22 protein-coding genes are annotated in these 25,543 nt (G+C 68.7%); 6 read left to right on the top strand and 16 right to left on the bottom strand.

Features of this window, described 5'->3' with window-relative positions; translation table 11 throughout:
* Nucleotides 1-24: 24 nt before the first annotated feature.
* Entirely contained in the window at nt 25-1,119 is a 1,095-nt protein-coding gene (locus tag KU887_RS19360; RefSeq protein ID WP_258257266.1) for an LLM class flavin-dependent oxidoreductase, read from the top strand.
* 78 nt (nt 1,120-1,197) lie between these two features.
* Here the strand turns inward: KU887_RS19360 and KU887_RS19355 are convergent, their stop codons facing one another.
* The 7 genes from KU887_RS19355 to KU887_RS19320 form a co-directional block, all read right to left on the bottom strand.
* Entirely contained in the window at nt 1,198-2,130 is a 933-nt protein-coding gene (locus tag KU887_RS19355; RefSeq protein ID WP_006494830.1) for an ABC transporter substrate-binding protein, read from the bottom strand.
* Nucleotides 2,131-2,164: 34 nt separating this feature from the next.
* A complete protein-coding gene (locus KU887_RS34595; protein WP_077188788.1) occupies nt 2,165-3,964 on the bottom strand; it encodes an amino acid ABC transporter permease/ATP-binding protein in 1,800 nt (599 codons plus the stop codon).
* Between the two features lie 62 nt (nt 3,965-4,026).
* On the bottom strand, nt 4,027-5,379 hold the full coding sequence (locus KU887_RS19340) for an LLM class flavin-dependent oxidoreductase (protein ID WP_006494832.1): 1,353 nt from the start codon (nt 5,377-5,379) through the stop codon (nt 4,027-4,029).
* Between the two features lie 10 nt (nt 5,380-5,389).
* Nucleotides 5,390-6,439, bottom strand: coding sequence for an LLM class flavin-dependent oxidoreductase (locus tag KU887_RS19335; RefSeq protein ID WP_006483631.1), 1,050 nt, complete (start codon nt 6,437-6,439; stop codon nt 5,390-5,392).
* A 53-nt stretch (nt 6,440-6,492) separates the two neighbouring features.
* Nucleotides 6,493-7,446, bottom strand: a complete 954-nt coding sequence (locus KU887_RS19330) for an ABC transporter substrate-binding protein (protein ID WP_212158488.1) — start codon at nt 7,444-7,446, stop codon at nt 6,493-6,495.
* A gap of 66 nt (nt 7,447-7,512) precedes the next feature.
* Nucleotides 7,513-8,073 (bottom strand): GNAT family N-acetyltransferase, encoded by a 561-nt coding sequence (locus KU887_RS19325; protein WP_006494834.1) that lies wholly within the window; start codon nt 8,071-8,073, stop codon nt 7,513-7,515.
* A gap of 472 nt (nt 8,074-8,545) precedes the next feature.
* A complete protein-coding gene (locus KU887_RS19320) occupies nt 8,546-9,469 on the bottom strand; it encodes a recombination-associated protein RdgC (protein ID WP_258258462.1) in 924 nt (307 codons plus the stop codon).
* A 240-nt stretch (nt 9,470-9,709) separates the two neighbouring features.
* Between KU887_RS19320 and KU887_RS19315 the strand changes: the two genes are divergently transcribed.
* Nucleotides 9,710-10,777 carry a hypothetical protein gene (locus tag KU887_RS19315; protein WP_077021512.1) on the top strand — a complete coding sequence of 356 codons (1,068 nt, stop codon included), beginning with the start codon at nt 9,710-9,712 and terminating at the stop codon, nt 10,775-10,777.
* A 58-nt stretch (nt 10,778-10,835) separates the two neighbouring features.
* Here the strand turns inward: KU887_RS19315 and KU887_RS19310 are convergent, their stop codons facing one another.
* From KU887_RS19310 to KU887_RS19300, 3 genes are all read right to left on the bottom strand, one after another.
* The gene (locus KU887_RS19310; RefSeq protein WP_006483634.1) at nt 10,836-11,867 is read right to left on the bottom strand and encodes a succinylglutamate desuccinylase/aspartoacylase family protein; all 1,032 of its coding nucleotides are present in this window, start codon (nt 11,865-11,867) and stop codon (nt 10,836-10,838) included.
* 247 nt (nt 11,868-12,114) lie between these two features.
* The gene (locus KU887_RS19305) at nt 12,115-12,390 is read right to left on the bottom strand and encodes a hypothetical protein (RefSeq protein ID WP_006483627.1); all 276 of its coding nucleotides are present in this window, start codon (nt 12,388-12,390) and stop codon (nt 12,115-12,117) included.
* Between the two features lie 253 nt (nt 12,391-12,643).
* On the bottom strand, nt 12,644-14,194 hold the full coding sequence (locus tag KU887_RS19300; protein ID WP_212202946.1) for a sensor domain-containing diguanylate cyclase: 1,551 nt from the start codon (nt 14,192-14,194) through the stop codon (nt 12,644-12,646).
* A 465-nt stretch (nt 14,195-14,659) separates the two neighbouring features.
* On the opposite strand from KU887_RS19300, the gene KU887_RS19295 reads away from it, so the two are divergent.
* Genes KU887_RS19295 through KU887_RS19285 form a run of 3 tightly spaced genes read left to right on the top strand, consistent with a single transcriptional unit; the run spans nt 14,660 to nt 19,493 of the window.
* Nucleotides 14,660-17,536 (top strand): xanthine dehydrogenase family protein molybdopterin-binding subunit, encoded by a 2,877-nt coding sequence (locus KU887_RS19295; protein ID WP_258257259.1) that lies wholly within the window; start codon nt 14,660-14,662, stop codon nt 17,534-17,536.
* On the top strand, nt 17,533-18,237 hold the full coding sequence (locus KU887_RS19290; RefSeq protein ID WP_006483632.1) for a (2Fe-2S)-binding protein: 705 nt from the start codon (nt 17,533-17,535) through the stop codon (nt 18,235-18,237). The genes KU887_RS19295 and KU887_RS19290 overlap by 4 nt, the downstream gene beginning before the upstream one ends.
* Complete coding sequence (locus KU887_RS19285) at nt 18,234-19,493, top strand: cytochrome c (RefSeq protein ID WP_012493341.1); 1,260 nt, start codon at nt 18,234-18,236, stop codon at nt 19,491-19,493. Before KU887_RS19290 ends, KU887_RS19285 begins: the two co-directional genes overlap by 4 nt.
* A gap of 91 nt (nt 19,494-19,584) precedes the next feature.
* Here the strand turns inward: KU887_RS19285 and KU887_RS19280 are convergent, their stop codons facing one another.
* The 6 genes from KU887_RS19280 to KU887_RS19255 all read right to left on the bottom strand — a co-directional run bounded on the left by KU887_RS19280 (nt 19,585) and on the right by KU887_RS19255 (nt 24,488).
* Nucleotides 19,585-19,755, bottom strand: a complete 171-nt coding sequence (locus KU887_RS19280) for a hypothetical protein (RefSeq protein ID WP_006484238.1) — start codon at nt 19,753-19,755, stop codon at nt 19,585-19,587.
* Nucleotides 19,756-19,890: 135 nt separating this feature from the next.
* Entirely contained in the window at nt 19,891-20,382 is a 492-nt protein-coding gene (gene pal / locus KU887_RS19275; protein WP_006492284.1) for a peptidoglycan-associated lipoprotein Pal, read from the bottom strand.
* Between the two features lie 406 nt (nt 20,383-20,788).
* The gene (locus tag KU887_RS19270; protein ID WP_258257248.1) at nt 20,789-22,000 is read right to left on the bottom strand and encodes a porin; all 1,212 of its coding nucleotides are present in this window, start codon (nt 21,998-22,000) and stop codon (nt 20,789-20,791) included.
* A 184-nt stretch (nt 22,001-22,184) separates the two neighbouring features.
* A complete protein-coding gene (locus KU887_RS19265) occupies nt 22,185-22,787 on the bottom strand; it encodes a hypothetical protein (protein WP_258257246.1) in 603 nt (200 codons plus the stop codon).
* A gap of 43 nt (nt 22,788-22,830) precedes the next feature.
* Nucleotides 22,831-23,277, bottom strand: a complete 447-nt coding sequence (locus KU887_RS19260) for a VOC family protein (RefSeq protein WP_006484235.1) — start codon at nt 23,275-23,277, stop codon at nt 22,831-22,833.
* A 110-nt stretch (nt 23,278-23,387) separates the two neighbouring features.
* A complete protein-coding gene (locus tag KU887_RS19255; protein WP_240465614.1) occupies nt 23,388-24,488 on the bottom strand; it encodes a helix-turn-helix domain-containing protein in 1,101 nt (366 codons plus the stop codon).
* Here KU887_RS19255 and KU887_RS19250 point away from each other — a divergent pair.
* On the top strand, nt 24,472-25,491 hold the full coding sequence (locus tag KU887_RS19250) for a helix-turn-helix transcriptional regulator (protein WP_006494845.1): 1,020 nt from the start codon (nt 24,472-24,474) through the stop codon (nt 25,489-25,491). The genes KU887_RS19255 and KU887_RS19250 overlap by 17 nt on opposite strands.
* Nucleotides 25,492-25,543 lie beyond the last annotated feature (52 nt).

The raw sequence follows: 25,543 nt of genomic DNA, 5'->3' as shown, positions 1-25,543 counted from the left end.
CGACATACCCGAGGACATCCCGACATGCCAGTCGACATCATCGGCATGATCACCGCGACACCCGGCGCGGAGGTCGACGTACCGGGCGGCGCGGCCGTCCAGCCGGACTACGTGCGCCGCTTCGCGCAGGCGCACGAAGCCGCCGGCTTCGACCAGATCCTGATCGGCCATTTCAGCAACGCGGCGGACGGCTTCATCGTCGCGTCGTTCGCGGCCGCCGCGACCGCGCGCATCCGTCTCCTGCTCGCGCACCGGCCGGGCGTGATCGTGCCGTCGGCCGCCGCGCGGCAGATAGCGACGCTCGACGTGTTCAGCGGCGGAAGGCTGGCGCTGAACGTGGTGTCCGGCGGCGACGATGCGGATCTGCAGCGCGACGGCGATTTCGTGCCGCACGATGCCCGCTATCGCCGCACCGGCGAATATCTCGACGTGCTGAAACGGATCTGGCTGGCCGATGCGCCGGTCGATCACGACGGCGCGTTCTACCGGCTGCGCGGGGCGTCGCCGGTCGTGAAGGGCGTGCAGCGGCCGCATGTGCCGATCTATTTCGGCGGCTCGTCGCCGGCCGCGCTCGCCGTCGCGGGCGAGCATGCGGATGTCTACATGACGTGGGGCGAGCCGCTCGACGCGGTGCGCGAGCAGATCGCGCGCGTGCGGGCCGCCGCCGCGCCGTTCGGGCGGGCGCCGCGCATCAGCGTGTCGTTCCGGCCGATCGTCGCGGATACGGAGGCGGCCGCGTGGGAAAAGGCCGAGGCGATCCGCGAACGCGTGCGCGCGGCGCGGCTCGCGAACGGTCAGCCGATCGCCGGTCACGCGCCGCAGAATGCGGGCTCGCAGCGGCTGATGGCCGCCGCCGCGCAGGGCGACGTGCTCGACGAACGGCTGTGGATGGGCGTTGCGAACCTGACCGGCGCGCGCTGGAATTCGACCGCGCTGGTCGGTACGCCCGAGCAGGTCGCGCGTGCGCTCGGCGCGTACTACCGGCTCGGCGTATCGACGTTCCTGATTCGCGGTTTCGATCCGCTCGACGATGCGCTGGCCTACGGGCGCGACCTGATCCCGGCGATTCACGCGCATGTTGCGGAGCTCGACCGCTATCGGGCGGCGGTGCCGGCGTAGGCGAACCCGCCGAACTGCCGCACGTTGACGCGCCCCGGCATCGCCATCACGGCATGCCGGGGCGCTTGCCTTGAACGCTCAGAACGACGGCAACCCCGGCGGATTGGTCTCCGCCCGCGCGATCGCCTCGCTCTGCAAACCCCAGCGCGCGAGCGCCTGCCCGTAGCGGCCGTTGCCGATCAGCGCATTGGTCGCGAGCGTCAGCGCCGGCGCGAGCCCGCTGCCGCGGCGCGTCGCGATCGCGACGTCCGCATTCGCCGGCCAGCCCGCATTGACGACGCCGACGCGGCGGATCTTGCCGGTGCGCGCGGCCTCGTACGCGAGCGACGCGTTCGGGTTCAGCTCCGCATCCGCGCGGCCCGACAGCAGCGCGACGCGCGCCGTCGCATCGTCGTCGAAATAGAGCAGCTCGGCCGGCTTCAGCCCCTGCGCGACGTTGCGCTTGCTCCATTCGAGCAGGATGCGCTCCTGGCTCGTGCCGGCGCCGGTGATGATCCGCAAACCCGCGATGTCCTTCGGCTCCGCGATCTTCGCGATCGGGCTGGCGGTGCGCACGTAGAAGCCGTGCAGCCCGAGCCGGTAGGTCGTGAAATCGTATTTCTCCTTGCGCTTCTCGGTGACGCCGACGTTCGAGATCACCGCGTCGTACTTGCCGGACGTCAGCCCGAGCGGCCAGTCGGCCCACGCGATCGGCAGCAGCACGAGCGTGCGGCCGAGCGCGTCGGCAACGAGCTGCGCATAGTCGGGATCGGCGCCGACCACGGTGCGCGCGTCGGTCGCATAGGTCGACACGGGCGGTGCGTGCGGCGAGATCGCGACCGTGAACGCGCCGTCGCGCACCCAGCGGTAGCCGCTGGCCGCGCGGATGGCCGCGTCGTCGGGGCCGGCGCGCGGGCGGCCGGCCTGGCGCGGGTCGAGGTCGGCGGTGGCCGCCGCCGCGCGTGCCGCCTGCCACGGCAGGCCCGATGCCGCGAGCAGCGCGGCCGTGATGAACTGGCGTCGATCGGTCATCGTGCGGCACCCCGCAAGTCGGAAGCGGCGCGCATCACAGCACCCGCGACAGGAACGCGCGGGTGCGCGGATGCGACGGCGCATCGAGCACGGCGGCGGGCGGCCCGGCCTCGACGATGCGCCCGCGTTCCATGAACAGCACGTTGTCCGCCACTTCGCGCGCGAAGCCGATTTCGTGCGTGACGATCACGAGCGTCGTGCCCGAGCGCGCGAGTTCCTTGATCACGTCGAGCACTTCGTTCACGAGTTCGGGATCGAGCGCCGACGTCGGCTCGTCGAACAGCAGCACCTTCGGCCGCAATGCGAGCGCCCGCGCGATCGCGACACGTTGCTGCTGGCCGCCGGACAACTGGCGCGGGTACGCATCGGCCTTATCCGCGAGGCCGACCCGCGCGAGCAGCGCGCGTGCGCTGTGCTCGGCTGCATCGCGCGTCACGCCGGCGACGGCGACCGGCGCTTCGATGAGGTTCTCGAGCACCGTCAGGTGCGGGAACAGGTTGAAGTTCTGGAACACCATGCCGACGGCCGTGCGCCGCTTCAGCACGTCGCGCTCCTTCAGCTCGTGCAGCACGTCGCCGTCGCGGCGATAGCCGATCAGCTCGCCGTCGATGTCGATGAAGCCGTCGTCGACGCGTTCGAGATGGTTGATCGTGCGCAGCAGCGTCGACTTGCCGGAGCCGGACGGCCCGACGATCACGGTCACGCTGCCGCGCGGCGCGACGAACGACACGTTGTCGAGCACGCGCTGCATGCCGAACTGCTTCGACACGCCATGCACGGCCACTTCGCCGCCGGTGCGCGACACCGCGGCCACGGTATCGGCAGACGGGCCGGCCTCGCCTCGTGCACGGGCGATCGAGGCCGTGCGGCGCGACGTGACACGCCGCCACAGCCCGCCGATGCGCGCCAGCGCGAACGTGACCACGGACGGCGGCGGGTTGCGCAGCGCGCCGCGTGCATAGTGCCGCTCGACCTGTACCTGGATCGCGGACAGCACGGTCAGGATGATCAGGTACCAGACGGTCGCGACCATCAGCAGCGGAATCACTTCGAGGTTGCGGCGATAGATCACCTGCACCGTGTAGAACAACTCCGGCATCGCGAGCACGTACACCATCGACGTGCCTTTCGCGAGCGTGATCAGGTCGTTGAACGCGGTCGGCAGGATCGCGCGCATCGCCTGCGGCAGCACGATCCGCGACGTCTGGCGGCCGCGCGGCAGCCCGAGCGCGGCGGCGGCTTCGAGCTGGCCCTGGTCGACCGCGAGAATGCCGCCGCGGATCACCTCCGCGGAAAACGCCGCATGATTCAGCGTGAGGCCGAGCACGGCCGCGAGGAACGGGCTGATGAGGTCGGTCGTCGGCGTGTCGAACCACACGATGTCGGTGAACGGCACGCCGAGCCGCACGTGCTCGTACAGGTAGCCGAGGTTGTTCAGGATCAGCAGCAGCACGATCAGCGGAATCGAGCGGAACAGCCACACGAAGGTCCATGCGCTGGCCGACAGCAGGCGCGACCGCGACAGCCGGGCCAGCGCGACGAACGCGCCGAGCACGAAGCCGAACACCGCGCCGAGCAGCGTCAGCACCAGCGTGCGCGCGAGCCCCGACAGCACCGGCGGCGACAGGAACCATTCGGCGAACACCGGCCAGCCCCACTGCGGGTTGCCGAGAATCGAATGCAGCGTGAGCGCGATCAGCACGAGCGCGAGCACGGTGCCGGCCGTGCGCGACCGGTGGCGCGCGGGCACGATCCGCAAACGCGTGCCGGGCTCGCGAGCGCCGGGGGAAGAGAGCGGCGGCAGCGCGCCGCCGAGATGGGTCGTGTCGCTCATGTCGTGGGAATCCTCGAATCGATCGATCGGCGGGCGCGCCGCGCACGGGCGGCGCGGCGGCGTCAGGCGTGCGCTTCGGCCGCCGCTTCCTGTGCGGCGCCGGGCGCCGCGTAGCGGCTCGCCTTGCGCGGCAGACCGAGGTGATCGCGCAGTGTCGCGCCGGGCAGGTCGCGGCTGTAGCGGCCGCGCGCCTCGAGCACCGGAATCACGAGTTCGATGAAATCGTCGACGCCCTGCGCCTGCACCGGGAAACCGAGGATGAAGCCGTCGCCGGCGCCCGCGTCGTGCCAGCGGATCAGTTCGTCGGCGACGTGCTCGGCCGTGCCGATGAAGTTCGGCCGCGGCGTCGCGACCGCGAGCGCGGTCTCGCGCAGCGACAGGCCCTTGCGTTTCGCATCGGCCTTGATCCGGTCGGTGGTCGAGCGGAAGCTGTTGCGGCCGAGCTCGCCGAGTTCCGGGAACGGCGCGTCGAGCGGGTACTGCGTGAAGTCGTGGTGATCGAAATAGCGGCCGAGGTACGCGAGCGCCTCGTCGATCGTCAGCAGGTCGCGGATCGCCTGGTATTTGTCCTCCGCTTCGGCGGCCGTGCGGCCGACGATCGGCCCGACGCCGGGGAAGATCTTCACGTCGCCGGCCTGCCGCCCGTGCTCGATCGCGCTCTGTTTCACGCGCCGCGTGAACGCGGCCGTTTCGTCGATCGACGGCGAATGCGTGAACACGGCATCCGCGTATTTGCCCGCGAGGCCGATCCCGGTGTCGGACGAGCCGGCCTGGAAGATCACCGGCTGCCCCTGCGGCGAGCGCTGGATGTTCAGCGGGCCCGCGACCTGGAAGAAGCGGCCGTGGTGATCGAGCGTATGCAGCTTGTCGCGATCGAAGAAGCGGCCGCTCGCGCGGTCGCGCACGAATGCATCGTCGTCCCAGCTGTCCCACAGGCCCTGCACGACGTCGAGATATTCGTCGGCGATTTCGTAGCGCAGTTCGTGATCCGGGTGCGCCTTGCCGAAATTCTTCGCGGTGCCTTCGAGCGGCGTCGTCACGACGTTCCAGCCGGCGCGCCCGCCACTGATCGCGTCGAGCGACGCGAGCTGGCGTGCGACCGTGAACGGCTCGCTGTACGACGTCGAGATCGTGCCCGCGAGCCCGATCTTCTTCGTCGCGACCGCGAGCGCCGACAGCACGGTCAGCGGCTCGAAGCGGTTCAGGAAATGCGGGATCGACTTCTCGTTGATGTAGAGGCCGTCCGCGACGAACGCGAACGCGATGCCGGCGGCTTCCGCCTTGCGGGCGACGCCGATCATGAAATCGAGGTTGATGCTCGCGTCGGGCGGGTTGCTCGGATGCCGCCACGCGTTCATGTGGCTGCCTGCGCCTTGCAGCATCAGGCCGAAGGGGATCGATCGTCGGGTCGTCATGATGGGAATGTCACGCGTTCGGGTCAGGGGAGAGGGAGCGGTCGGCCGCGAGGGCCGCCTGCAACGGCGTGGTGGACAGCGCGCCGCCGAGCCATTCGGCCGATGCGAGTCGCGCCGCGTAGTCGGACACCGGCGAATCGATCACGAACGCATCGACGTCGAGCCGGCGGCTCAGCGCGTCGAGCGCGCGATGCACGCGCTCGGGCGTATCGGCGAGCACCGTCGGGCGCAGCTCGTCGATCCGGTAGTCGGATGCGCCGCTTTGCCGCGCGAATTCCGCGGCTGCCTGCGCGCTGGCGAGGTTGAAGCTCTGGCCGCCCGCGAACTGCAGCTTGAAGATCTTCAGCGGCCCGATCAGTCGTTCGGCTTCGTCGCGGGTCGGCGCGGCGACCGCATACAGCGCGACGAGCGGTTTCTCGCCGCCCGCGCTGCGGTAGGCGTCGAGCGAGCGTTCGAGATTCGCGTCGTCGCCGTTGAAATGGCCCGCGTAGCAAAAACGCCAGCCGTTGCGCGCGGCGAGCGCGCCGCTGTCCGGCGAGCCGCCGAGCAGGATGCGTTCGGGCAACTGCGGCGGCACCGGCATCGCGACCGCGCCGGCGAGCGGATGATCCTCGGCCACGCCCCAGCCGAGAAACGCGTCGAGCGCCGCGAGCTGCCCCGCGAAATCGGGCTTGCGCGCCTTGTCGTGGAACCACTGCAGCGCGCGCGTGGTCAGCGGCAGCCCGCCGGGCGCCTTGCCGATGCCGAGATCGACGCGGCCCGGCGCGAGCGCGGCCAGCAGCTTGAAGGTCTCCGCGACCTTGAACGGGCTGTAGTGCTGCAGCATCACGCCGCCCGAGCCGATGCGGATGCGCGACGTGTGCGCGAGCAGGTGCGCGACGACGATCTCCGGCGCCGAGCTCGCGAAACCCGGCGTGCCGTGATGTTCGGCGACCCAGAAGCGCGCGTAGCCGAGCTGTTCGGCGCGTTGCGCGAGCGTCGTGGTGAAGCGCAGCGCATCGGCGGCGTTCGCGCCGTCGGCGATCGGACTCTTGTCCAGCAACGAAAGCGAATAAGACATGGTGAGCGGCGTTCCTGCGTGAGCGTGGATGGACGGTTGCGGGCGCGCGGCGCTCAGCTCTTCGGCAGCCCGGGCGGATTCGTGCGCGACTGGTCGATCGCTTCGGACGCGAGGTTCCAGCGGTCGAGCACCTGCTGGTAGCGGCCGCTCTTGATCAGCCCGTTCAGCGCGACGGTCAGCGGCTCGGCGAGGCCGCTGCCGCGACGCGTCGCGATCGCGATGTCGGCCGTGCGCGGCCAGCCGCCGCTGATCGCGCCGACGAGCCGCGTCTTGCCTTGCTGCGCGCTTTGATACGCGAGCACCGAGTTCACGCTGAACACCGCGTCGGCGCGGCCCGACTGCACGGCGACGATGCGCATCGCCTGGTCGTCGTAATACTGGATCTGCACGGGTTTCAGCCCGTGCGCGACGTTCTCGCGGTCCCAGGCGAGCAGGATCTTTTCCTGGTTGGTGCCGGCGTCGGTCACGATGCGCAGCCCCGCGACGTCCTTCGGCTCGCGGATCGCCTGGATCTTGCTGTCGTTGCGGACGTAGAAGCCGACCTGATCCTTGCGATAGGTCGAGAAATCGAACTTCTGCTTGCGCTCCTCGGTGACGGTCACGTTCGAGATCACCGCGTCGACTTTCCCCGATTCGAGCGCCAGCGGCCAGTCGGCCCACGCGAGCGCGACGATCTTCAGCTTGCGGCCGAGGCTGTCGGACACGAGCTGACCGACGTCGGCGTCGAAGCCGATCACCGTGCGCGCGTCGGTCGCATATGAACTGATCGGCGGCAGGCTCGGCGCGATCCCGATCGTCAGCGTGCCGGGGTCGGCGAACTTGAACGACGCGGGCACCGCGCGCTCGACCGCCGCATCGGGGGTGCCACGCGGGCGGCCGCGTTGTTCGGGGCTCAGGTCGAACGTCGCGGCAGCTGCAGCCGTCGCGGCGGCGAAGGCGCTCAGGCCGATCAGCGCGGTGGCCAGCGTGCGCACGGCACGGGATGAAAACGGTACGGCTCGATGCATGAAGACGTCCTGTCGTGGAAGCGTGGAAAGCGGAATGGGCGAGATGAAATGCGGGACGTCGTGCACTCAGCGCGGCAGCACCGGTTCGGGCACCGGCGCCCACAGGTCGGCCAGCGTCGACGTGCGCGACGGATCGACGAGATCCTTGCCGAAGCGCAGATGGAAATACGCTTCGGGATCGATCGACGAATCGAACAGCCGCGTATAGCCGGTGCGGTCGTACAGCGCCCATGCTTCGGGCTGGCGAAAGCCGGTGGTCAGGTAGAGGCGCTGGTAGCCCTGCTGCGCGGCGCGCAGTTCGAGCGCTTCGACGATGCGCCGGGCGAGGCCCTGGCGGCGCAGGTCGGTGCGCGTCCAGATGCGTTTGAGTTCGGCGGTCCGTGCGTCGTAGCGCTTGAACGCGCCGCCGCCGATCGTTTCGCCGTCGCGCAGCAACAGCACGAACGCGCCTTCGGGCGGCGCGAACAGTTCGGCCGGGTAGCGTGCGAGTTCGTCGCGGGCCGACGCGCGGCTGTCGGGGCGGTACGCGTCGTAACGGATCGAATACTCGTCGATCAGCGCGTCGATCAGCGGCTGCGCGCGGACGTCGAGCGGCGTCGTGTCGATGATGCGGTCGTTCGTGGCCATGGGCATCGCGAATGGCGCGCGATGCGGACGTTCCTGGCGGGGTGCGGGCACGCGGCCCGTCCGGTCTGTTCCGTTATCGCGACGCAGTTGTCGTGATGGCGGCGGCTGTCGTGCCCGATGCGAGGCATCCGGCGTGCCGCCGCCGTTTTGAACACGTTAGCGGCGCGGCCGGCAAAGGCGAACGAAGCAATTTCGATAAGGATTTCGCGGAAGGCGTAAGAAGGCTTGCAGGGGGCGTGGGGTGGGGCGAGCGGGCGTGGGCGAGCCGTGCCCGTTTGCGGTGTGGACGACGGGGAAGGGCCGCCGTGGATTGGCGGGGTGTCGTCGTTTCGATCGCCTGCCGGTCATGCCTCATGCTGATGGGGGCAGGCTTTTCACGGCCGCGCCCCCGGCCGCGATCCGTCGCCATGATGGCGACGGTCCCCCTTGAATTGTCGCGTCGTCGCGCGGCGACGACCCTCGACGACGCTGTTCAGGCTGCTGCCGGCTGAGGAACCGAGTCCTGCCGATCCCCGCCCAGGATATCGACGAGACTGGTCAGCATCCGCGCCAATTCACCCGTCATCAGCGTGAAGTCGGAGTCGAAGCGCTCGTCGTCGTTCTGCGCGGTGGGGTCCGCCGCCTCCTTGATCACGTCGAGCGGCGTGACCCGCTTGATCGTCAGCGACGGAGTCAGCACGAACGAGATCCGGTCGTCCCAGGTCATCGCGAGGCGCATGCATTGTTTGCCGGCTTCGATGTGCCGGCGCATGTCGTTCGCTTCCAGCGCGTGGCCGACGTAGCGTACGGTGGCGCCGCCTTCGCCGCTCGAGCGCAACTCGACGTCCTGGTCGACGGTGAATCCGCCCGGCGCGTCGCCGGACAGCAGCCAGTCCGTCATCGCGGCGACCGGCGAGCGCGCCACCTGAACGCCGGCGAGCGGCAAACCGTCGATCGATTTGACGAGCAGGCTGCGAACGTCGTCGGCGAGCGCCTGGGCCGCCGCATCGATGACGAGCCAGCCGTTCGCCGTATCGATCCACACGCGGGTATCGCGGCGAATGCTGAACGCGCGCGGCAGCAGTTCGTCGGTCACCTGTTCCTTGAGTTCGCGCAGTTGTTTCCGGCCGACCTTGAAGCCTTGCTGCTCTTCGAGTTCGAGCGCACGGGCCTTGGTGACCTGATTGACGACCGACGCCGGGAGCAGCTTCTTTTCGGCACGAAACACCAGCAGCATCTGCCGGTTGACCGAATACACGAGCGCGCCGCCGTCACGCGGCGACGCCCAGCCGACGCGCTGCATTTCGACGCTGCTGCCCGGCTGGAATGCGTGAGGCGCGAGCCATTTTTCCATCTGGTCGGGGGTGACGGCCCAGGGTGCGGGAAGACGGTGAAGCTGGAGATTCTTGAACCACATAGGCGTACGGGCAAAGCGCGTCATTCTATATGACGGGGGCGATTGCCGGTCAGTGGCGGAGATTCGACGCCAATGTCGAGGGGACTTGCCCGCTAGCGCGAATGGGGGCCGACCGTTTAGGATCGGCATTCGGCATCAGCGCGGCGCCGCACGGCAACCGACGACAAAGAGAGCATCGACGGTTGCATCAAGATTGATACCAATGGAAACCATTCCAACAACAAGGAAGGAAAAACCATGATGACTTCCGGCGACGGCCTGACCAGCCCTGCGCGGCTCCTGCGACTCGCGTCATGGGTGATCGCGATCATCTTCGCCGTCTTTCTGAACATGCTCGGCAGTCTCGTGATTCGCGACATGGCGTTCGCGCCTCGGGGTGGTCCGCCGGTCATCGAGCAATTCGCCGACGCTCCGTTAAAAGCGCGGCTGGACGCGGCGCGGCGTCAGTTGCAGGCGCAGCGCGATGCGCTCGCCGAGAAGGTCGACACGATGGAAGTGGCGCGCGGCCGTGCCGCGAAGGCGTACGCGGCCGAAAAGGAAAGTTTCCGCAACTGGCTGGCCACCCGCGCGGTGACGGGAGACGGTGCGGGGGACCCGGACATCGTGGCGAGAACGCGCAAGCTGGATACGCTGCAGGCAGTGGTCGTCAACTGGCAGCATCAGATCGATGCGATCGGCGACCAGCAACGGGCGCTGGCATCGCAGCAGACGCAAGTCGACACGCAAATCGCCGAAGCGGACACAGCAGCCGAACGGCGCTTCGACGACGCGACCCGGCGCTACGAGATGCAGGTGTTCGGGCTGCGGCTGGCGCTGACGTTGCCGATACTGCTGGTCGCGACCTGGCTGTTCATCCGCTACCGCAACGCGCGCTACTGGCCGTTCGTGTACGGTTTCGGCCTGTTTGCGCTGAGCGCGTTTTTCATTGAACTGGTGCCGTACCTGCCGAATTTCGGCGGCTATGTCCGGGTCCTGGTCGGCATCGTGCTCACGGTATTCGCCGGTCTTTACATGATGAAGGCGTTTCAGCGCTATGCCGAGCGCAAACGGCTCGAATTGCAGCAGGATCAGGGCGAACGCGCGCGCACGATCGGATACGAAAAAGCCGTCCGGTCGCTCGAAAAAAAGCGCTGCCCGTCATGCGACAAACAATGGAGTCTCGGTGGCAACGACTCCACGTTCTGCGTCCATTGCGGATTGAGGCTTTTCAATGTGTGCGAATGCGGTGGCCGGAATTTCTTCTTCTTTCCGCATTGCCATCAATGCGGTGTTGCGCAGGGAAACGAGTCGCCGGTGTCGTCCGACTGACGGTCGGCGTGTCCGCACTGGCAGCGTGCGACGGTCGTGAACGCGTCAGTCGGGTGCCTCACGCGATGACGCGCGGCGGCGTCGACGGCTCCGCGAGCTGAAACAGGCAATCCCCGCGCCGCACCTGCGCGGGCACGCGCTTGCACACCACCTCGCCGTCGCCGTTGAACCGGTGCAGCACCGGTTCGCGCAACGGCGTATCGGGGAAATGTACCCACGCGGCCGGCTGCCCGGCCTTCACCTGGTCGCCGAGCTCGACGAGCGGCTCGTACAGCCCACGCTCGTACGCATAGACGAAATGGCGATCGCCGTCGACGCGCATGAAGCGCGTGACGGTCGGCGGCGCGTCGGGCACGAGCGCGCCGTGCAACAGCCCGATATAGCCGAGGTAATGCAGCAGTCCGTGGCGACCGAGCCGGATCAGCGACGGATCGGCCATCCCGGCGCCGCCGAGTTCGGTGACGATCGAGATCGCGCCTTGCCGGCGCGCGGCCGACGCCGAATGCACGGGATTCGGCGCGTGCAGCAATGCATTGTGCAATCCGAACGCGACCAGCAGCCCGTTGAGCTTCTCGGCTTCGTCGGCGTCGAGCGGATCGATCGCGAGCATGTTGCCGCCCTGGTACAGCAGCGAGCTGCCGCCCGAATGCAGGTCGACCAGATACTGCGCGCGCGACAGCAGCGCGTGCTCGATGTAGTGGGCGATCATCTGCGTCGGCGTGCCGGTCGGGTCGCCGGGAAAGCTGCGGTTCAGGTTGCCTTCGTCGAGCGGCGACACGCGCAGGCCCGCATCCGCCGCCGGGAAATTCGCCATCGGCAGCAGGATCAACTGCCCGCGGACCATGTCGGGTTCGATCTCGCGCATCAGTTGCGACACGATGATCTGGCCTTCGTACTCGTCGCCGTGGTTGCCGGCCATCACGAGCGCGACCGGGCCGTCGCCGTTGCGGATCGACGCGATCGGGATCGGCAGCCAGCCGTATGCGGAACGGTGCACGGAGTGCGGCAGCCGCAGGTAGCCCGCGTGCTTGCCTTGCGCGTCGAGATCGATTTCGCAGTGAATGGGGTTTCGAGCAGGGGAGGAAGTCATGGCAGCGTCGTTCGATGAACGGAATCTGCCATCTTATAGGGGAAACCGGCGCCGCGCGGCGCGGCGGGCGGGATCGGCCAGGCAGCGCGTGACCGCGGACGGGCGCACGGCCGTGTCTTGCCGGGACCATACGCGGGCGCGCGCGATGTTGCAGCGATGAAGCCATGCCGGCGCGCCGGCCGGCTGCATTGACGTGCCGGCTCTCGCGCCAGCCCGTGTCGTGACAGGGCCGGCGCGCGCGACGCGCTTACCGGCCGGATGTTTCAGCTTCGAGACGTCCTTCTTCCCACAGTGCCCAGAAACGGCTGCCGGCGCGATACGGATTCGCGCGTCGCGCGGCGTGATCGGCGACGCCCTGACGAAACGCGCCGTACAGCGTGAGCGGCGGATTGTCGATGCAGGCGGCTTCGCGCGCGGCCGGCATCCGGCGCTCGGACACGAGCCGGCGGATCAGCGATGCGCCGTCGATCACGGCCTGTTCGTCGATGATTTCGGTTCGTGCGAGCACGTCGACGGTATTCATGTTGGGCTCCCTGAAACGTTCTTTCCCCATCAAGGAGCAATAAGAGTGCCAGCCGCGAAATGCCGTGCCCGGCCTCGATCGTGCGGGCTTCTGCAGTCATCTTGCGGCGCGTCGGATGGCGATGTTACGGAACACGTCACGTGACACGCGAACGCACGGCGTCATGTGCGGACCGGCAAAGCGTTTCGGAATTGAATCGTCGGGAGAACGCAGCGGGCACGGAAAGTTGATGCGCGGCGCGCGCGTCACGGGCTCAGCTTGCGGTGGCCGGCGCCATGCGGCGGCTGCCGCTCGAATAGAAACAGTAGATGCCCTTGCCGGCCGACTTCGCGTCGTACAGCGCGCTGTCGGCTTGCCGGATCAGTTCGTCGGGCGAGCCGTGCCCGTCGTCGAGCGCGATGCCGATGCTGATGCCGATGCAGACGGTCTCGCCGTTCGACAACCCATACGGCGCCGAAATCTGCCGGATGATCCGCGCGGCGAGGATCGAGCACGCGTGCATCGTCGTGTCGTCGATCGCGACGACGAATTCGTCGCCGCCGATGCGAGCCGCGAGCTCGCCCGGCGGCAGCGTCTTGCCGAGCCGTTCGGCGACCTGCGTGAGCACTTCGTCGCCGGCCTGGTGGCCGAAGCGGTCGTTGATCGACTTGAAGCCGTCGAGGTCGAGATACATGATGGCGAACGCCGGGCTCGGCAGCCGCGGCCGGCGCGCGAGCATCCGCTTGAGCGCCGCGTGCAGCTCGTGGCGATTCGGCAAACCGGTCAGCGCGTCGTGCCGCGCGAGGTGCCGGATGTGCTGTTCGGTCTGGCGGCGCGCGGTGACGTCCTCGACGATGATCACCGCGTTGCCGTCCGGCACGCGGTGGCGCGTCAGTTCGAGCTGGCGGCCGTCGGCGAGCGCGATGTCCAACGGCGCGGGCTCGTTGCGGCTCAGCCAGCTGTCGCATTGCGCGGCGAGGCCGATGCCGCCGGGATCGGTCGCGGCGTTCGCGCCGAGCGCGGCGACCACGGCCGGCAGCGGCGTATCGAGCATGATCTCGCGTGGCGAGCCGAACAGTTGCGCGGTGCGCCGGTTCGCGACGATCACGCGGCTGTCGCCATCGATCATGCACAGGCCGTGCGGCATGTAGGTGAGGGCGGCGTCGAAGCGCGCGACCAGTTCGGCGTTGCGCTGGCGCGCGGCGATCAGCGCGACGAGCACGCGGTAGTGGCGCTGCACGACCGTGCGCATCGCCGCGAGATAGATCGCGAGCGGCGGCACCAGCAGCCATGCGCCCGGCCGCGGGGCCAGCAGCGCACCGACGCCGATCGGCAGCACGCCGAGCACGACCTGCGTCATCGCGAGCCGCGGCAGCGCCGCATTGCGCGACGCGATCCCGCCGAACACGCCGCCCGCGACCATCACCGACAGCGTGCCCAGCTCGACGTCGGCCGCCTGCACGCAGCCCATCACGCCGAGGCCGAGCACGAAGCACGCGACGAGCGACACCGGCGCATAGCGCCTCGCCCAGTATTCGGCGCGATCGTCGCCGGCGTTGCGCCGCACCGTGTAGGCCCGTGCGATCGACAGGCGCGCGATGAGCAGGCCGACGTCGACGACGAGCCACGCGAGGCACCACAGCTGCTGCAGCCGGATCAGCGCGACGGCCGCGACGAAGCCGCTCGCGAGCCCGGACAGCGCCATCGGGCGCACGTCCTCGAACAGCGTGACGAGCATCGACGGACGCAGCGCGGCCGTCACGCGGTGGTTGCCGGAGGGGGGAGTGGCGAGAACGGAGTTCAGGAGAGAGGCCCTGACTGCCATGGTCGTTGACCTCGACACGATGTCGGGATGGCTGGCGACGCCCGCACGGCACGTGGCGGACGCCCGGCCGAGCCGGATGCGCACGACATTACCATGAAAAACCGGCGGCGCGGGCCGCCCGACGGCGCCGCGCACCGCTTCGCGCGGTAGTCGTAAACCACGGTTGCGAGAGGCTTGCGGATTCGGCGGCGCGAAGGCAGCATCGTTGCGAACGGAACGATGTGCGGCGACCGGCAGGAGACGGGGGCAGCCTGCGTGGCGGCCGCCGGCCGCACGCGCACGGCGGGCGATTCGCGCCCGCGACCGCCCGCCGCAGCCCGGCTGAAACCCGTTATAAGAAATCCAATAAGTATTTCATGCGGGAAATACTATAGGCGATATATCAAAAACAATGCCAGAATGCGCGCCGCTCCGAACGCCGCGACACCCGATCGCCGTCCGAGCCGCATCAGGAGGTTCCCCCCAATGAAAAACCACGGCCTGTCACGGCGGGGTTTTCTGAAAGCCAGCGTGCTGGCGGGCGTCGCGGTGTATGTCGCGCCCATCGGCAGCCGCGCGTTCGCGGCGCTCTTCGAAGAAAAACTCCTCACCCCCGTCAAGTGGGATAGCGTCACCGGCATCCCCCAATTCCGCATCGACGGCATCGCGAAGGTCACGGGCTCGAAAGTGTTCGCCCGCGACGTGCGCGCCGCCGACATGCCGCACTGGCCGCAGCAGCAGTCGCATGCGCTGATCCTGCGCGTCACGCAGGCCGACCGCACGTACGAAGGTTTCGACCTGTCGCTGCTCGGCGACGAGCTGAAGCCGGACCGCGTGGTCACGGCCGACGATCTCACGCGCGACGGCGTCGCGTTCCCGGCGTTCTACGGCGACGACATGCTGTTGCCTGCCGGCAAGACGCCCGCGTATCTCGGCCATGCGGTCGCGATCCTGATCTATCACGACTTCGCGCGCTTCCGCTTCGCGAAGAACGCGCTGAAGTTCCGCGACGACGTGATCCGCTACGGCGCGGTCACGGGCCCGCTCGAGCGCGATCCGTGGGGCACCTTCCGCTACGTGCGCGTGGGCGGCAAGACGGCCTATGACGACGACGTCTATTCGAGCCTGAAGGACGCGCCGATCTTCCCGAGCATGATGCGCAAGCACCTGCCGGTCTGGCCGGACGGCAAGGAGCACGGCAAGCTCGACGAGCAGGGCATGTTCCTCGCCGGGCAGATCGCCAGCGAGCTCGACCATCCGTCGGCCGACTGGCTCGTGTTCGACCGCGAATACAACACGCAGTCGGTCGATACGGCCGCGCTCGAACCCGACAACGCGAACTGCTGGTACGACGCCGCGACACAATCGCTGCACCTCGTCGTGCCGACCCAGTCGCCGCTCGAAGTGTCGGAGAACGCGGCCGCGATGGTCGCGAAATGCCGCTTCCCGGTGAAGAAGCTGTTCGTGCATCCGTGCTACACGGTCGGCTACGGCTCGAAGGACCACTTCAACGTGCCGTTCTACGGCCTCGTCTGCGCGCTGTACGCGGACGGCCGCCCGGTGCGTTTCGCGAACGACCGGTACGAACAGTTCCAGACGTCGCTGAAGCGTCACGCGTTCAAGATGCGTTACCGGATCGCGGTCGACCGCAACACGGGCCTGCTGCAGTCGTTCAAGGGCGACTTCGAGGCGAACGGCGGCGGTCGCTCGAACTTCTCGCCGTCGGTCGCGATGGTCGGCGCCACCGCCGCGCAATCGATCTACTACTTCCCGAAGAGCGACCTGGCGGCCGTCGCGATCGCGTCGCGCGCGATCGACGCCGGCTCCGCACGCGGCTACGGCACGCTGCAGAGCATGGCCGCGACCGAGATGGCGGTCGACGAGATCGCCGCGCAACTGAACATCGACCCGATCGACTTCCGTCTGCGCAACGCGCTGCGTTCGGGGATGAAGAACACGCAGGGCGCGATTCCCGCCGGCGCGCTGCGCGTCGACGAAGTGCTGGAGCGCGCGAAGCAGCATCCGCTGTGGACGCGTCGCATCGCGCGCAAGGCCGAATTCGAGGCCGCGCATCCGGGCAAGCGCTACGGCGTCGGCTTCGCGTGCGTGCAGAAGGATTTCGGCACGGGCGCGGAAGCGTCGTTCGCGAAGGTCGAATTCGACGAGCACGGCAAGGTGTCGCTGCAGCACACCGCGGCCGAGATCGGCACCGGGATGTCGACGTCGCAGGCCGTCGCGGTCGCGAAATGGCTCGGCCGTCCGGCGACCGACGTACGCGTGGCCGTGACCGAATGGCCGGACCTGCCGGTCGAGACGAGCGGCGACCCGTACCTGATGTCGCAGGCCGACCAGGACCGCCTGAGCGCGAACCCGCGCTGGTCGCCGGGCTATGCGTCGCCGTCGAGCGCGACGAACTCCGCGTACTACTTCACGCACAGCACGCGCGAAGCCGCGCGCGCCGTGTTCCGCTACGGGCTGTGGCCGGCCGCGATGTCGATCTGGACGCGCGGCCTCGGCGGCGGCCAGGCCGCGCCGTACACGATCCGCATCGAGGATGCACGCTGGGTCGACGGCAAGCTGACCGCCGACGGCCTCGAGCCGCTGACGTTCGAACAGCTCGCGAAGCAGGCGCATGCGCTCGGCCTGCCGACCGGCGCCGTCGTGCACGTGTTCAACCGCTGGCAGTGGACCGATGCGGAATTCGAGGTAGGTGGCGCGGTCGAGCGTCTGCCGATCGACGGGCTGTCGCTGCGGGTCGGCGCGCCGAAGACGGGCGATGACGGTCCGATCCCGGGCACCGCCGCGCCGGCCGGCGCGACCGCGCTGCGCGGCACGCTGCCGCCGACCGCGAACGGCTACCGCGTGCTGGACCGCAAGCGCGTGTTCATCCCGCCGACGAGCCGCAACAACGCGGCCGTCACGTATTACACGGCGGTCGGCACGCTCGTCGAGCTGGCCGTGCACGAAGCGACCGGCAAGGTCGAACTGCTCACGCACCATTCGATCATGGAATGCGGCAACCAGATTTCGCCGCAGCTCGTGTCGGGCCAGTTGCAAGGTGGTCTCGCGATGGGTATCGGCCATGCGCTGCACGAGTACCTGCCGCTTTACGAGGACGGCCCGGGCAACGGGACGTGGAACTTCAACCGTTACCAGCTGCCGCGCGCGTCCGACGTCGCCGTCTGGACGCAGACGGGCGACGTGCTGCCGCCGCTGTCCGAGACCGATCCGCCGAAGGGTGTCGCCGAAGTGGTGATGATCCCCGTCGTCGGCGCGATCGTGAACGGCATCGCGCACGCGATCGGCCATCGTTTCACCGATCTGCCGGTGACCCCGCAAAAGATTCAGGAGGTGCTCGCATGACGACCGCCCAAACCGCGGCTTCGGCCGCGAGCGCCAGCGTGGCTGCGACTGGCGCTTCCGCACCGGCGGCAACTTCGGCCGCATCGGCGTCCGTTCCCGCTGCCCCGGCTGCGCCGGCATCGGCCGCGGCCGCCGTCGAGCGTCCGCTCGTCCGGTTCCAGCAGAAACCGCTGTCGGTCAGGATCAACGGCAAGACCGTCGGTCCGATGCAGGTGCCGGAAGGTCTGATGATGATCGAGTTCCTGCACGAGTACGCGGGCCTCACCGGGTCGCGGCTCGGCTGCGGGCAGGGCATCTGCCATGCGTGCGTCGTGATCGTCGACCAGCCGGACGGCACGAGCGAGGAAATGCGCACCTGCATTACCGGCGCGCACTTCTTCCACGGCCGTTCGATCCGCACGATCGAAGGCCACGCGAAGCGCAACGAAGCCGGCGAAGTGGTCGAGCTGTCGCCGATCCAGCAGAAGTTCCTCGAACACTTCAGCTTCCAGTGCGGCTACTGCACGCCGGGTTTCGTCAACGCGGCGACCGTGCTGATCGAACGCCTGAAGCGCGAGCCGATCGCGAAGGCCGACGTGGAACGCACGATCACCGACGCGCTCGACGCGCATCTCTGCCGCTGCACGGGCTATGTCCGCTACTACGAAGCCGTCAAGGACGTGGTGCTGACGACGCCGGGACTCGTGAAGGACGCCGCATGAACCGCACACTCGCTCATCGTGTCGCGCGGGCCGCGCGCCTGCCCGCGCTCGCAGCGGCCTGTGCGCTGCTGCTCGCCGCGTGCGGCGGCCACGACGCGCCGGCCTCGAACGCGGCGTCCGGCGCACCCGGCGCCGACCCGGTCGCGCGCGGCCGCTATCTCGTGAAGGCCGCCGACTGCGCGGCGTGCCACACCGCGAAGGACGGCGCGCCGTTCGCCGGCGGCGCGGCGCTCGAATCGCCGTTCGGCACGTTCTACGGCTCGAACATCACGCCCGACAAGGATCACGGGATCGGCAACTGGAGCGCGGACGACTTCTATGCCGCGCTGCACGACGGCAAGGCGCCGGGCAAGCGCCTGTATCCGTCGATGCCGTACACGTCGTACCGGCAGCTCACGCGCGCCGACGCCGACGCGATGTTCGCGTACCTGAAGACGGTCAAGCCGGTCGCGCAGGAAAACCGCGCGCATGAACTCAAGTTCCCGTACAACCTGCGCTTCGGCATGGTCTTCTGGGACATGCTGTTCCTGAAGGACAGCCTGCCGGATGCGTCGACCGGGCAATCCGCCGACTGGCAGCGCGGCCGCTATCTCGCGGGCGCGCTCGGCCACTGCGCGGAATGCCACACGCCGCGCGCCTTCACGGGCCAGCTCGACGGCGCGAAGCCGTTCGCAGGGGCCGCGCTCGGCCGCGTGGCCGCGCCCGACATCACGCCGGCCGGCCTCGCCGCGCGCGGCTGGACGGGCACCGACCTGCAGACGTTCTTCGGCGTCGGCATCGCACCGCAAGGCTCGGCGTTCGGCGAGATGTATCCGGTCGTGCACCTGAGCACGCAGTACCTGACGAAGGACGACCTGCGCGGACTGTCGGTGTACCTGCTCGGCGATACGCCGCCCGCGCCGCAACCGGTGAAGCCGGTATCGGCCGATGCCGCGCAACTGGCCGCCGGCCGCTCGGTGTATCTCGCGGTCTGCGCGGGCTGTCACGGTTTCAACGGCGAAGGCAAGCCGCACGTGGCGGTGCCGATGAACGGCAACTCGACGGTGCGCCAGGGCGATCCGCGCAACCTGCTGGTCGCGATGCTCGACGGCATCGGCGAGCAGAAGTTCGCCGGGTTCGAAAACCTGCAGCCGATGCCGGGTTTCGCGAAAACGTTGAGCGACGACGAACTCGCGCAGCTCGCGAACTACCTGCGCGCGACGTGGGGCGGCCAGCCGGCGAGCGTCACGTCGGCCGACGTGAAGGCGATGCGTTGAATCGCACCCCGGGGCGGGGCGTCGCGCACGAGGCGGCCGGTTTCCGGTGCCCGTGCGCGATGCGCCGCCCCGTTTTCCTGACGGCGGCGCGTCAGTAGCCGCCGCCGCCTCCGCCGCCTCCGCCGCCTCCGCTACCTCCCGAGCCGCCATACCGGCTCATGCCGGGTCCTTGCGACACGCCGCTGCCCGACGACGTACAGCCCGTCGACAGCACGAGCACCAGCGCCGCGACGAGCGCCGCGGCCAACGTTGCCGATTTCATTGCAATCTCCTTGCAGCGCGCAGGCCACGGGAAAGGCGGTTCGCGTGAACCGCGCGGCTGCGCGATGAGAAGACGTTTCGGCGGCGCGTTTATTCCATGCTTTTTGCGTATCGCCGCCGCCGCGGCGACGCCGGATCAACGATAGACGAGATCGGCGCGGCGGTTCTGCGCCCACGCTTCCTCGTCGTGGCCGAGCGCGACCGGCTTTTCCTTGCCGAGGCTGACGGCCTCGAGTTGCGTGGCCGGCACGCCGAGCGTCTGAAGCGCGCTCGCCACGGCCTGCGAGCGGCGCTGGCCGAGCGCGAGGTTGTATTCGGACGTGCCGCGCTCGTCGGTGTTGCCCTGGATCAGCACGTGCCGCGCCGGGTGGCTGCGCAGGTAGTCGGCGTGCGCCTGCAGAAGCGACTGGAATTCGGGCTTCACGGAGTACTGGTCGAAATCGAAGTAGATGCTGCGCTTGGCGAGCGGGCTGTTCGGATTGTTCAGATCGTCGGCCGTCACCGTCGCGACGGTTTCGCTCGAGGGCTCCGGTGCCGCGCCGGCATTCTCGGGCGTTTTCGCCGCGTTGTGACAACCGGCCAGCAGTACGAAAGTTGCCAGGACCGCAATTCGGTTCATTTTGCTCATCGTTCGTCTCCAGCGGTTGACTGCGTTGAAAGCGTGGCTGCGTGCCGTCCGCACGCAGCTGTCCGGCCGCCATGGCGCGAAAGGTCCGGCTCCGTTGCCGTGATGCAGGCTCGTAAGCCGATGGTGCGCCAGATGAAAGAATGTTGCGACCGGAACGCCGAATCGCGGCGTCGCTGCAAACAGATTAGGAAAAATGTCACAACGTGACCAGTTTCTTCGCATTTTTTGCGCAAATGCGACAGTCGGGAGGCATTCTTGCTTCCGCGCGCCGTACGCGATACCCGACGCCCGCCACAGCGAAAAGGCCGCGCACGGGGCGCGGCCTTTCTCGTGTCGATCACGGCGATCGGGTGACGGGTGACGTGCTCGTCGGATGCAGCCGGGCGGCCGCGCGAGGCCGCATTCGTCAGAACTTGTGCCGCAACCCCAGCGCGACGACGACCTGGTTGCTGTTCGCCGAAGGCGTCAAGGTCCAGACGGTCGCGTTGAACGCCGGATTGCCGTTGCCGCCGCTCACGCTCTGGTAAGTGCCTTCGAGATACGCATCCGTGCGCTTCGACAGCGCGTAGTCGGCCTGCGCGACGACCTGGTTCCATTTCGGACGCGTCTGGCCCGTGCGGGTGTCGAAGCGGCCCATCGTGTACGTGTACGCGGCGGCGACGCTCAACGCGCGCGTGACGAAGTAGCGTCCGTCGATCGAGAAGTTGTCGAACACCAGCGATTCGCCCTTCAGCGGCGCGATGTTGCCGCCCTGGAGCACGCCCGTCACGCCGTCGGTGGCCGAATGCGACCACGCGGCGCCGACCGAGTGCGGCCCGAACGCATACCGGCCGGCCAGGGCCCAGATCTGCTGGTTGCCGCCCGTGATCGTCGCGGAGCCGTCGACCGTGCTCAGCGCGCCGTCCGGGTTCGGCGCGTTGCGGTCGCGGCTGATCTTCAGGTAGCCGGCGCCGAGCTTCAGCGGCCCGTTCGCATACGACACGCCCGTGCTCCACACGGCATTGTTGGAGAACTGGCCGGCCGTGTTCGAGAAGCCGACCATCGCGCCGAACGTCAGCCCGCGAACCGTCGGGCTCGTATATTTCACCGCGTTGTTGATGCGCAGGTTGCGGTTCGAATCGTCGTTGTCGTACGGGTGGACGGCGAGGTTGCCGCCCCAGCCGGGGCCGGACGCGCCGAGCGGCGTCACGAAATCGAGGATCAGGTCGTACTGGCGGCCGAAGGAAAGCGTGCCGGCCGTCTTCGAGCCCACGCCGATCCACGCCTGGCGGCCGAACAGGTCGACGCCTTTCTGCGACAGCTTGCCGGTGGTGCCCGAGAAGCCGTTTTCGAGCGCGAAGACCGCGGCCATCCCGCCGCCGAGATCCTCGCGGCCGCGCAGCCCCCAGCGCGACGCATTCAGCGCGCCGCTCGTCATCGCGACGCTGCCGCCGGCGGGCGAGCCGGCGCCGCGCGTGCGCTGGTTGGTCGAGTAGGTGATCGACGTGTCGATCAGGCCGTACAGCGTCACGCTGCTCTGCGCATGCGCGACATTCGGCACGAAGCTGCTCAGGCAGGCGGCAATGACGGTCCCCGCGACGCGTGCGCCGGCCTGCGGGTTCATTTGGCAGGAATGCATAGGAGTTTTGTTGTTGTGGGTCCGGCCTGGCGGCCGATGGATCGAGCGGCCATTATTGGAGATCGTGCGGCGGTCGATTAAGGCGTTGCACAGGAAAGGTCCTGTGCGGAATCGCGCGGAATCGCGATGCGTCGACGGCGGGGCGGCGGTCGGAAAGGCAGGGCGTGCGGGGCGGGGTGCGGGTTCAGCGCGCCATCGCGCGATTGCGTGCCGAGCTGTCTAGCGGTGGGCGATCGGCAGCGCCGCGTCGGCGCCGCCGCTTCGATAGGCGGCGCGCACGGCGTTGGTCCTCGCTTCGAGCGCTGCCGGCGAGAGCCACGGTCGCAACCGGACGACGACCCGCGGCAACTCGGCCAGTTGCGCACGCAACTGCACGATCGACCGGCAGCAACGGCAGGCCGACGATTGCGCATCGGCGGCCGAGGAGCCCGGCGGTCCATTCGACGCCGCGATGGCGCCTGGCCGCGTCGAGGTGCGGCAGATAGCGCGCGTCGCCCGACAACGCGATCAGCAGCGCGGCCCAGTGCGCGCCGCGCCAGCCGTGCCGCATGTCGCGTGTCAGGTCGGCCAGCAGCGCGTCGTCCAGCGCGGACAGGCTTTGCTGGCACAGATAGTGGAAGTCGAGCGGCTGGTAGCGGACCTGCGGGTAGTCGCGCAGCACATGCCGGAGTTCGGCGCCGGTAGCGACGGCGGCGGCGAGAAACCGCTCGGCGGGCGCGGGGCGGCTCAACTGCAGCGTCGGCACACCGAGGAAAAGCCGGCTGATGTCGTCGGGGTGGTAGTGCATCGCGGATATCGGGGGATCGTTCGGGGTACGCCGTCCGGAATGCTCACTGATCGCCGGACATCAGCGCCGTGTAACGCCGCTGCATTTCATCGGGTTCGACCGCTTCGATCGTATGCCCGATCAGCCAGTCGTAACCGAACGGATCGCGGATCCTGCCCGAACGCTCGCCGTAGAACTGGTCCTGCAGCGCGCGGGTCACGCGCGCGCCGGCCGCGACGGCGGCGGCGATCGTCGCGTCGGCGTCGTCGACATGCAGATGGAGCACCATCGGCGCGTTGCCGTCCGGGTCGAGGGCGAACAGATCGTATTCCGGGAACTCGTCGGAGATCATCAGCGTGCATGGCCCGAGCTGCAATTCCGCGTGTCCGATGCGCCCCGACGGCTCGACGAGCCGGAATTTCTCCTGCGCGCCGAATGCCTTCGCATAGAACGCGATGGCGTCTTCCGCGCTTTTGGCGCGCAGATACGGAAAGACTTCGTGAATCGCCATGGTGCCCTCCGGTGGGTGGTGTGGGTGTGGCTCGATCCTATCGGGCGTCCGGCGCCCGGTCTTGAACAAAATTGACCGCCGCGGCGACCGTGGCGGTCGTGCGTCAGCAGTCAGAGCGGTACGTGAAAACCGTTCGCGCTCGCGCGTTGCCGGTACTGTTCCGGTGACAATCCGGCGAACTCGAGGAATTCGCGATTGAAATGCGGTTGATCGGCATAGCCTGCCGCCGCCGCGGCATCGGCCCACGATGCCGGCGGCGCCGCCGACAAGCCGTCGAGCAGTTGCGCGAAGCGGCGCACGCGGCCGTAGCGTTTCGGCGGCATGCCGACCGCCTCGCAAAACTGTGCGATGAAGTGACGATGGCTGCAGCCGAGTTGCTGCACGATCGTGCGGACCGCCGTGCCACGATTCAATTGCGCGATCGATGCGGCGATGGCCGGGTCGATGCCGGTCACGCGCGGCAGCCGTGCGCTCAGCAGCGTTTCCCACAGATCCAGCCGCGCGGCGGCGGAAGCGACTTCGCCGAGCCGGTCGCGGATGCTGGCAGCGTCGGCGCCCCACAGATCGTCGAGCGACAGGTGCAGGCCGTAGAAGGCCGACGCCGGCACGCCGGTGACGAGCCGGACCGCGCCCGGACGGATCAGCGCACCGACGGTCGGCACCGGCGCGGAGACGTCCTTGAGGTACGCGCACGCCCGTGCGCCGCCGACCACGGCGACGCCGACCGTGCGGCCGGTGTCGTCTTCGACGCGGTCGAATAGCCGCAACGGCTCGGCATCGAGCCGGATCGCGATGTGTACCGCGCCGGTCGGCAGCACGCGCTCGCGGCAACGTTCGTCCCGGATCGAAAACGGCGGATACGATGCCCATACCGAGTCGATGAAGGGCCGCAGGTATCCGGCGGGACGGCGGCTGAGGATCATGTCTTGTCCCGTGTCGTGAACGGCGAACACGCCGATTCTACAAACGAATCGGGTAGGGGGCGCAAGGTCGGTTTCAACCGACGGGCACGGACGATCGGTGCACAAACGCGTCGGCGACGGTCCGCCCACGCCGAACGACAGCCGCGAACGGCGTCGGATAGCGGGTTCCGACCGGTGGCCGGCGATCCGCAAAAATGCCAGAATCGCCCGACAAACGGCGGCGCCGACCACGACGGCACGGCCGCCCGGACGACGCGACAGGAGACGACGAGTGACCCGCGATGCCATCCGCCCCCGCTCAATCCCGCCACGAGGCGCCGCGCTTGCACGGCGCGTCGGCCGCCTGCTGTTGCCGCTCTACCGGTTGCCGCAAGCCACGCGCGTCGACGAATTCGACCGCCGGCTCCTGCTGTTGCTGAACGAGCACATCGACTTCGACGGCGCATGGTTCGGCCATTCGAGCCTGCGGCCCGACGGCCCGTTGCCGCACAGCGCGTACCTGCACAATCTGCGTCCGGGCTTCATGCACGACTGGGAACAGGTCAAGCTGCGCGATCCGCTGGCGCGACTGGCGGAAACATCGTCGGAGAAGATCGTCGTCGCGTCGACGTCGACGGTTCCGCTGAACGACACGATGCGGCGGTTCTGCAAGGCGCAGGGCATCGCACAGGTGTTGTTCGCCGTGTGCGTGGACGCCGGGAATCAACGCGCCACGCACCTGTCGCTGTATCGCCGCACGCATCGCCGCTTCGACGCGGCCGATGCAAACCTGCTCGAACTCGCGATCGAGCACATGGCGTCGGCGCTCGAATGCAACCGCCTGCACTGGATGCACGCGACCGATGGCGCGACGGGCGGCGCGGCTTCCGCGCTGTTTGACGCGCATGGCGTGCTGCAGTACGCGGACGACGCGTTCCTCGCGCTCGCCGCGCTCGAATGGCCGTCGTGGGATCGCACCGGCTTGCCGGACGACGCGAGAGCCCGACTGTTCGACGCCACGCCGCCGCCGCCCGCGTTGTCGGGCGCGCGTATCCGGCTGCACAGCGAACGGCTCGGCGATTACGTGCTGGTGCGCGCGCGGGCGGCCGGCGTCGGCGCCGTGCTGAGCCCGCGCGAGCTGGCGGTCGCGCGCATCTTCTGCGACGGCTGCACGTACAAGGGCGTCGCGAAACGCCTCGGCATCGCGCCGGCGACGGCGCGGCATCATCTGCGCCGCGTGTACGTGAAGCTGCGCGTGACCACGAAGAGCGAACTGATCCGCGTGCTCGACGACGACGGCGCGCTCGCGTAAGCGCGCCGCTTTTTCCCGCTGTTCGCCGCATTCCTGCCGCACGTTCTCATCG

The sequence above is a fragment of the Burkholderia sp. EMB26 genome, from assembly GCF_024730645.1.
Taxonomy (GTDB): Bacteria; Pseudomonadota; Gammaproteobacteria; order Burkholderiales; family Burkholderiaceae; genus Burkholderia; species Burkholderia cenocepacia.
The sequence above is the reverse complement of the archived record's forward strand: the minus strand, read 5'-3'. Positions and strand labels throughout refer to the sequence as shown.

What these genes read in the sequence shown, in the direction of transcription:
- KU887_RS34595 (WP_077188788.1), bottom strand. Translation starts at nt 3,964, where the DNA reads ATGAGCGACACGACCCATCTCGGCGGCGCGCTGCCGCCGCTCTCTTCC.
- KU887_RS19295 (WP_258257259.1), top strand. Translation starts at nt 14,660, where the DNA reads ATGAAAAACCACGGCCTGTCACGGCGGGGTTTTCTGAAAGCCAGCGTG.
- KU887_RS19285 (WP_012493341.1), top strand. Translation starts at nt 18,234, where the DNA reads ATGAACCGCACACTCGCTCATCGTGTCGCGCGGGCCGCGCGCCTGCCC.
- KU887_RS19265 (WP_258257246.1), bottom strand. Translation starts at nt 22,787, where the DNA reads ATGCACTACCACCCCGACGACATCAGCCGGCTTTTCCTCGGTGTGCCG.
- KU887_RS19310 (WP_006483634.1), bottom strand. Translation starts at nt 11,867, where the DNA reads ATGACTTCCTCCCCTGCTCGAAACCCCATTCACTGCGAAATCGATCTC.
- KU887_RS19355 (WP_006494830.1), bottom strand. Translation starts at nt 2,130, where the DNA reads ATGACCGATCGACGCCAGTTCATCACGGCCGCGCTGCTCGCGGCATCG.
- KU887_RS19360 (WP_258257266.1), top strand. Translation starts at nt 25, where the DNA reads ATGCCAGTCGACATCATCGGCATGATCACCGCGACACCCGGCGCGGAG.
- KU887_RS19330 (WP_212158488.1), bottom strand. Translation starts at nt 7,446, where the DNA reads ATGCATCGAGCCGTACCGTTTTCATCCCGTGCCGTGCGCACGCTGGCC.
- KU887_RS19280 (WP_006484238.1), bottom strand. Translation starts at nt 19,755, where the DNA reads ATGAAATCGGCAACGTTGGCCGCGGCGCTCGTCGCGGCGCTGGTGCTC.
- KU887_RS19325 (WP_006494834.1), bottom strand. Translation starts at nt 8,073, where the DNA reads ATGGCCACGAACGACCGCATCATCGACACGACGCCGCTCGACGTCCGC.
- KU887_RS19340 (WP_006494832.1), bottom strand. Translation starts at nt 5,379, where the DNA reads ATGACGACCCGACGATCGATCCCCTTCGGCCTGATGCTGCAAGGCGCA.
- KU887_RS19255 (WP_240465614.1), bottom strand. Translation starts at nt 24,488, where the DNA reads ATGGCATCGCGGGTCACTCGTCGTCTCCTGTCGCGTCGTCCGGGCGGC.
- KU887_RS19300 (WP_212202946.1), bottom strand. Translation starts at nt 14,194, where the DNA reads ATGGCAGTCAGGGCCTCTCTCCTGAACTCCGTTCTCGCCACTCCCCCC.
- pal (WP_006492284.1), bottom strand. Translation starts at nt 20,382, where the DNA reads ATGAGCAAAATGAACCGAATTGCGGTCCTGGCAACTTTCGTACTGCTG.
- KU887_RS19335 (WP_006483631.1), bottom strand. Translation starts at nt 6,439, where the DNA reads ATGTCTTATTCGCTTTCGTTGCTGGACAAGAGTCCGATCGCCGACGGC.
- KU887_RS19315 (WP_077021512.1), top strand. Translation starts at nt 9,710, where the DNA reads ATGACTTCCGGCGACGGCCTGACCAGCCCTGCGCGGCTCCTGCGACTC.
- KU887_RS19290 (WP_006483632.1), top strand. Translation starts at nt 17,533, where the DNA reads ATGACGACCGCCCAAACCGCGGCTTCGGCCGCGAGCGCCAGCGTGGCT.
- KU887_RS19320 (WP_258258462.1), bottom strand. Translation starts at nt 9,469, where the DNA reads ATGTGGTTCAAGAATCTCCAGCTTCACCGTCTTCCCGCACCCTGGGCC.
- KU887_RS19270 (WP_258257248.1), bottom strand. Translation starts at nt 22,000, where the DNA reads ATGCATTCCTGCCAAATGAACCCGCAGGCCGGCGCACGCGTCGCGGGG.
- KU887_RS19305 (WP_006483627.1), bottom strand. Translation starts at nt 12,390, where the DNA reads ATGAATACCGTCGACGTGCTCGCACGAACCGAAATCATCGACGAACAG.
- KU887_RS19260 (WP_006484235.1), bottom strand. Translation starts at nt 23,277, where the DNA reads ATGGCGATTCACGAAGTCTTTCCGTATCTGCGCGCCAAAAGCGCGGAA.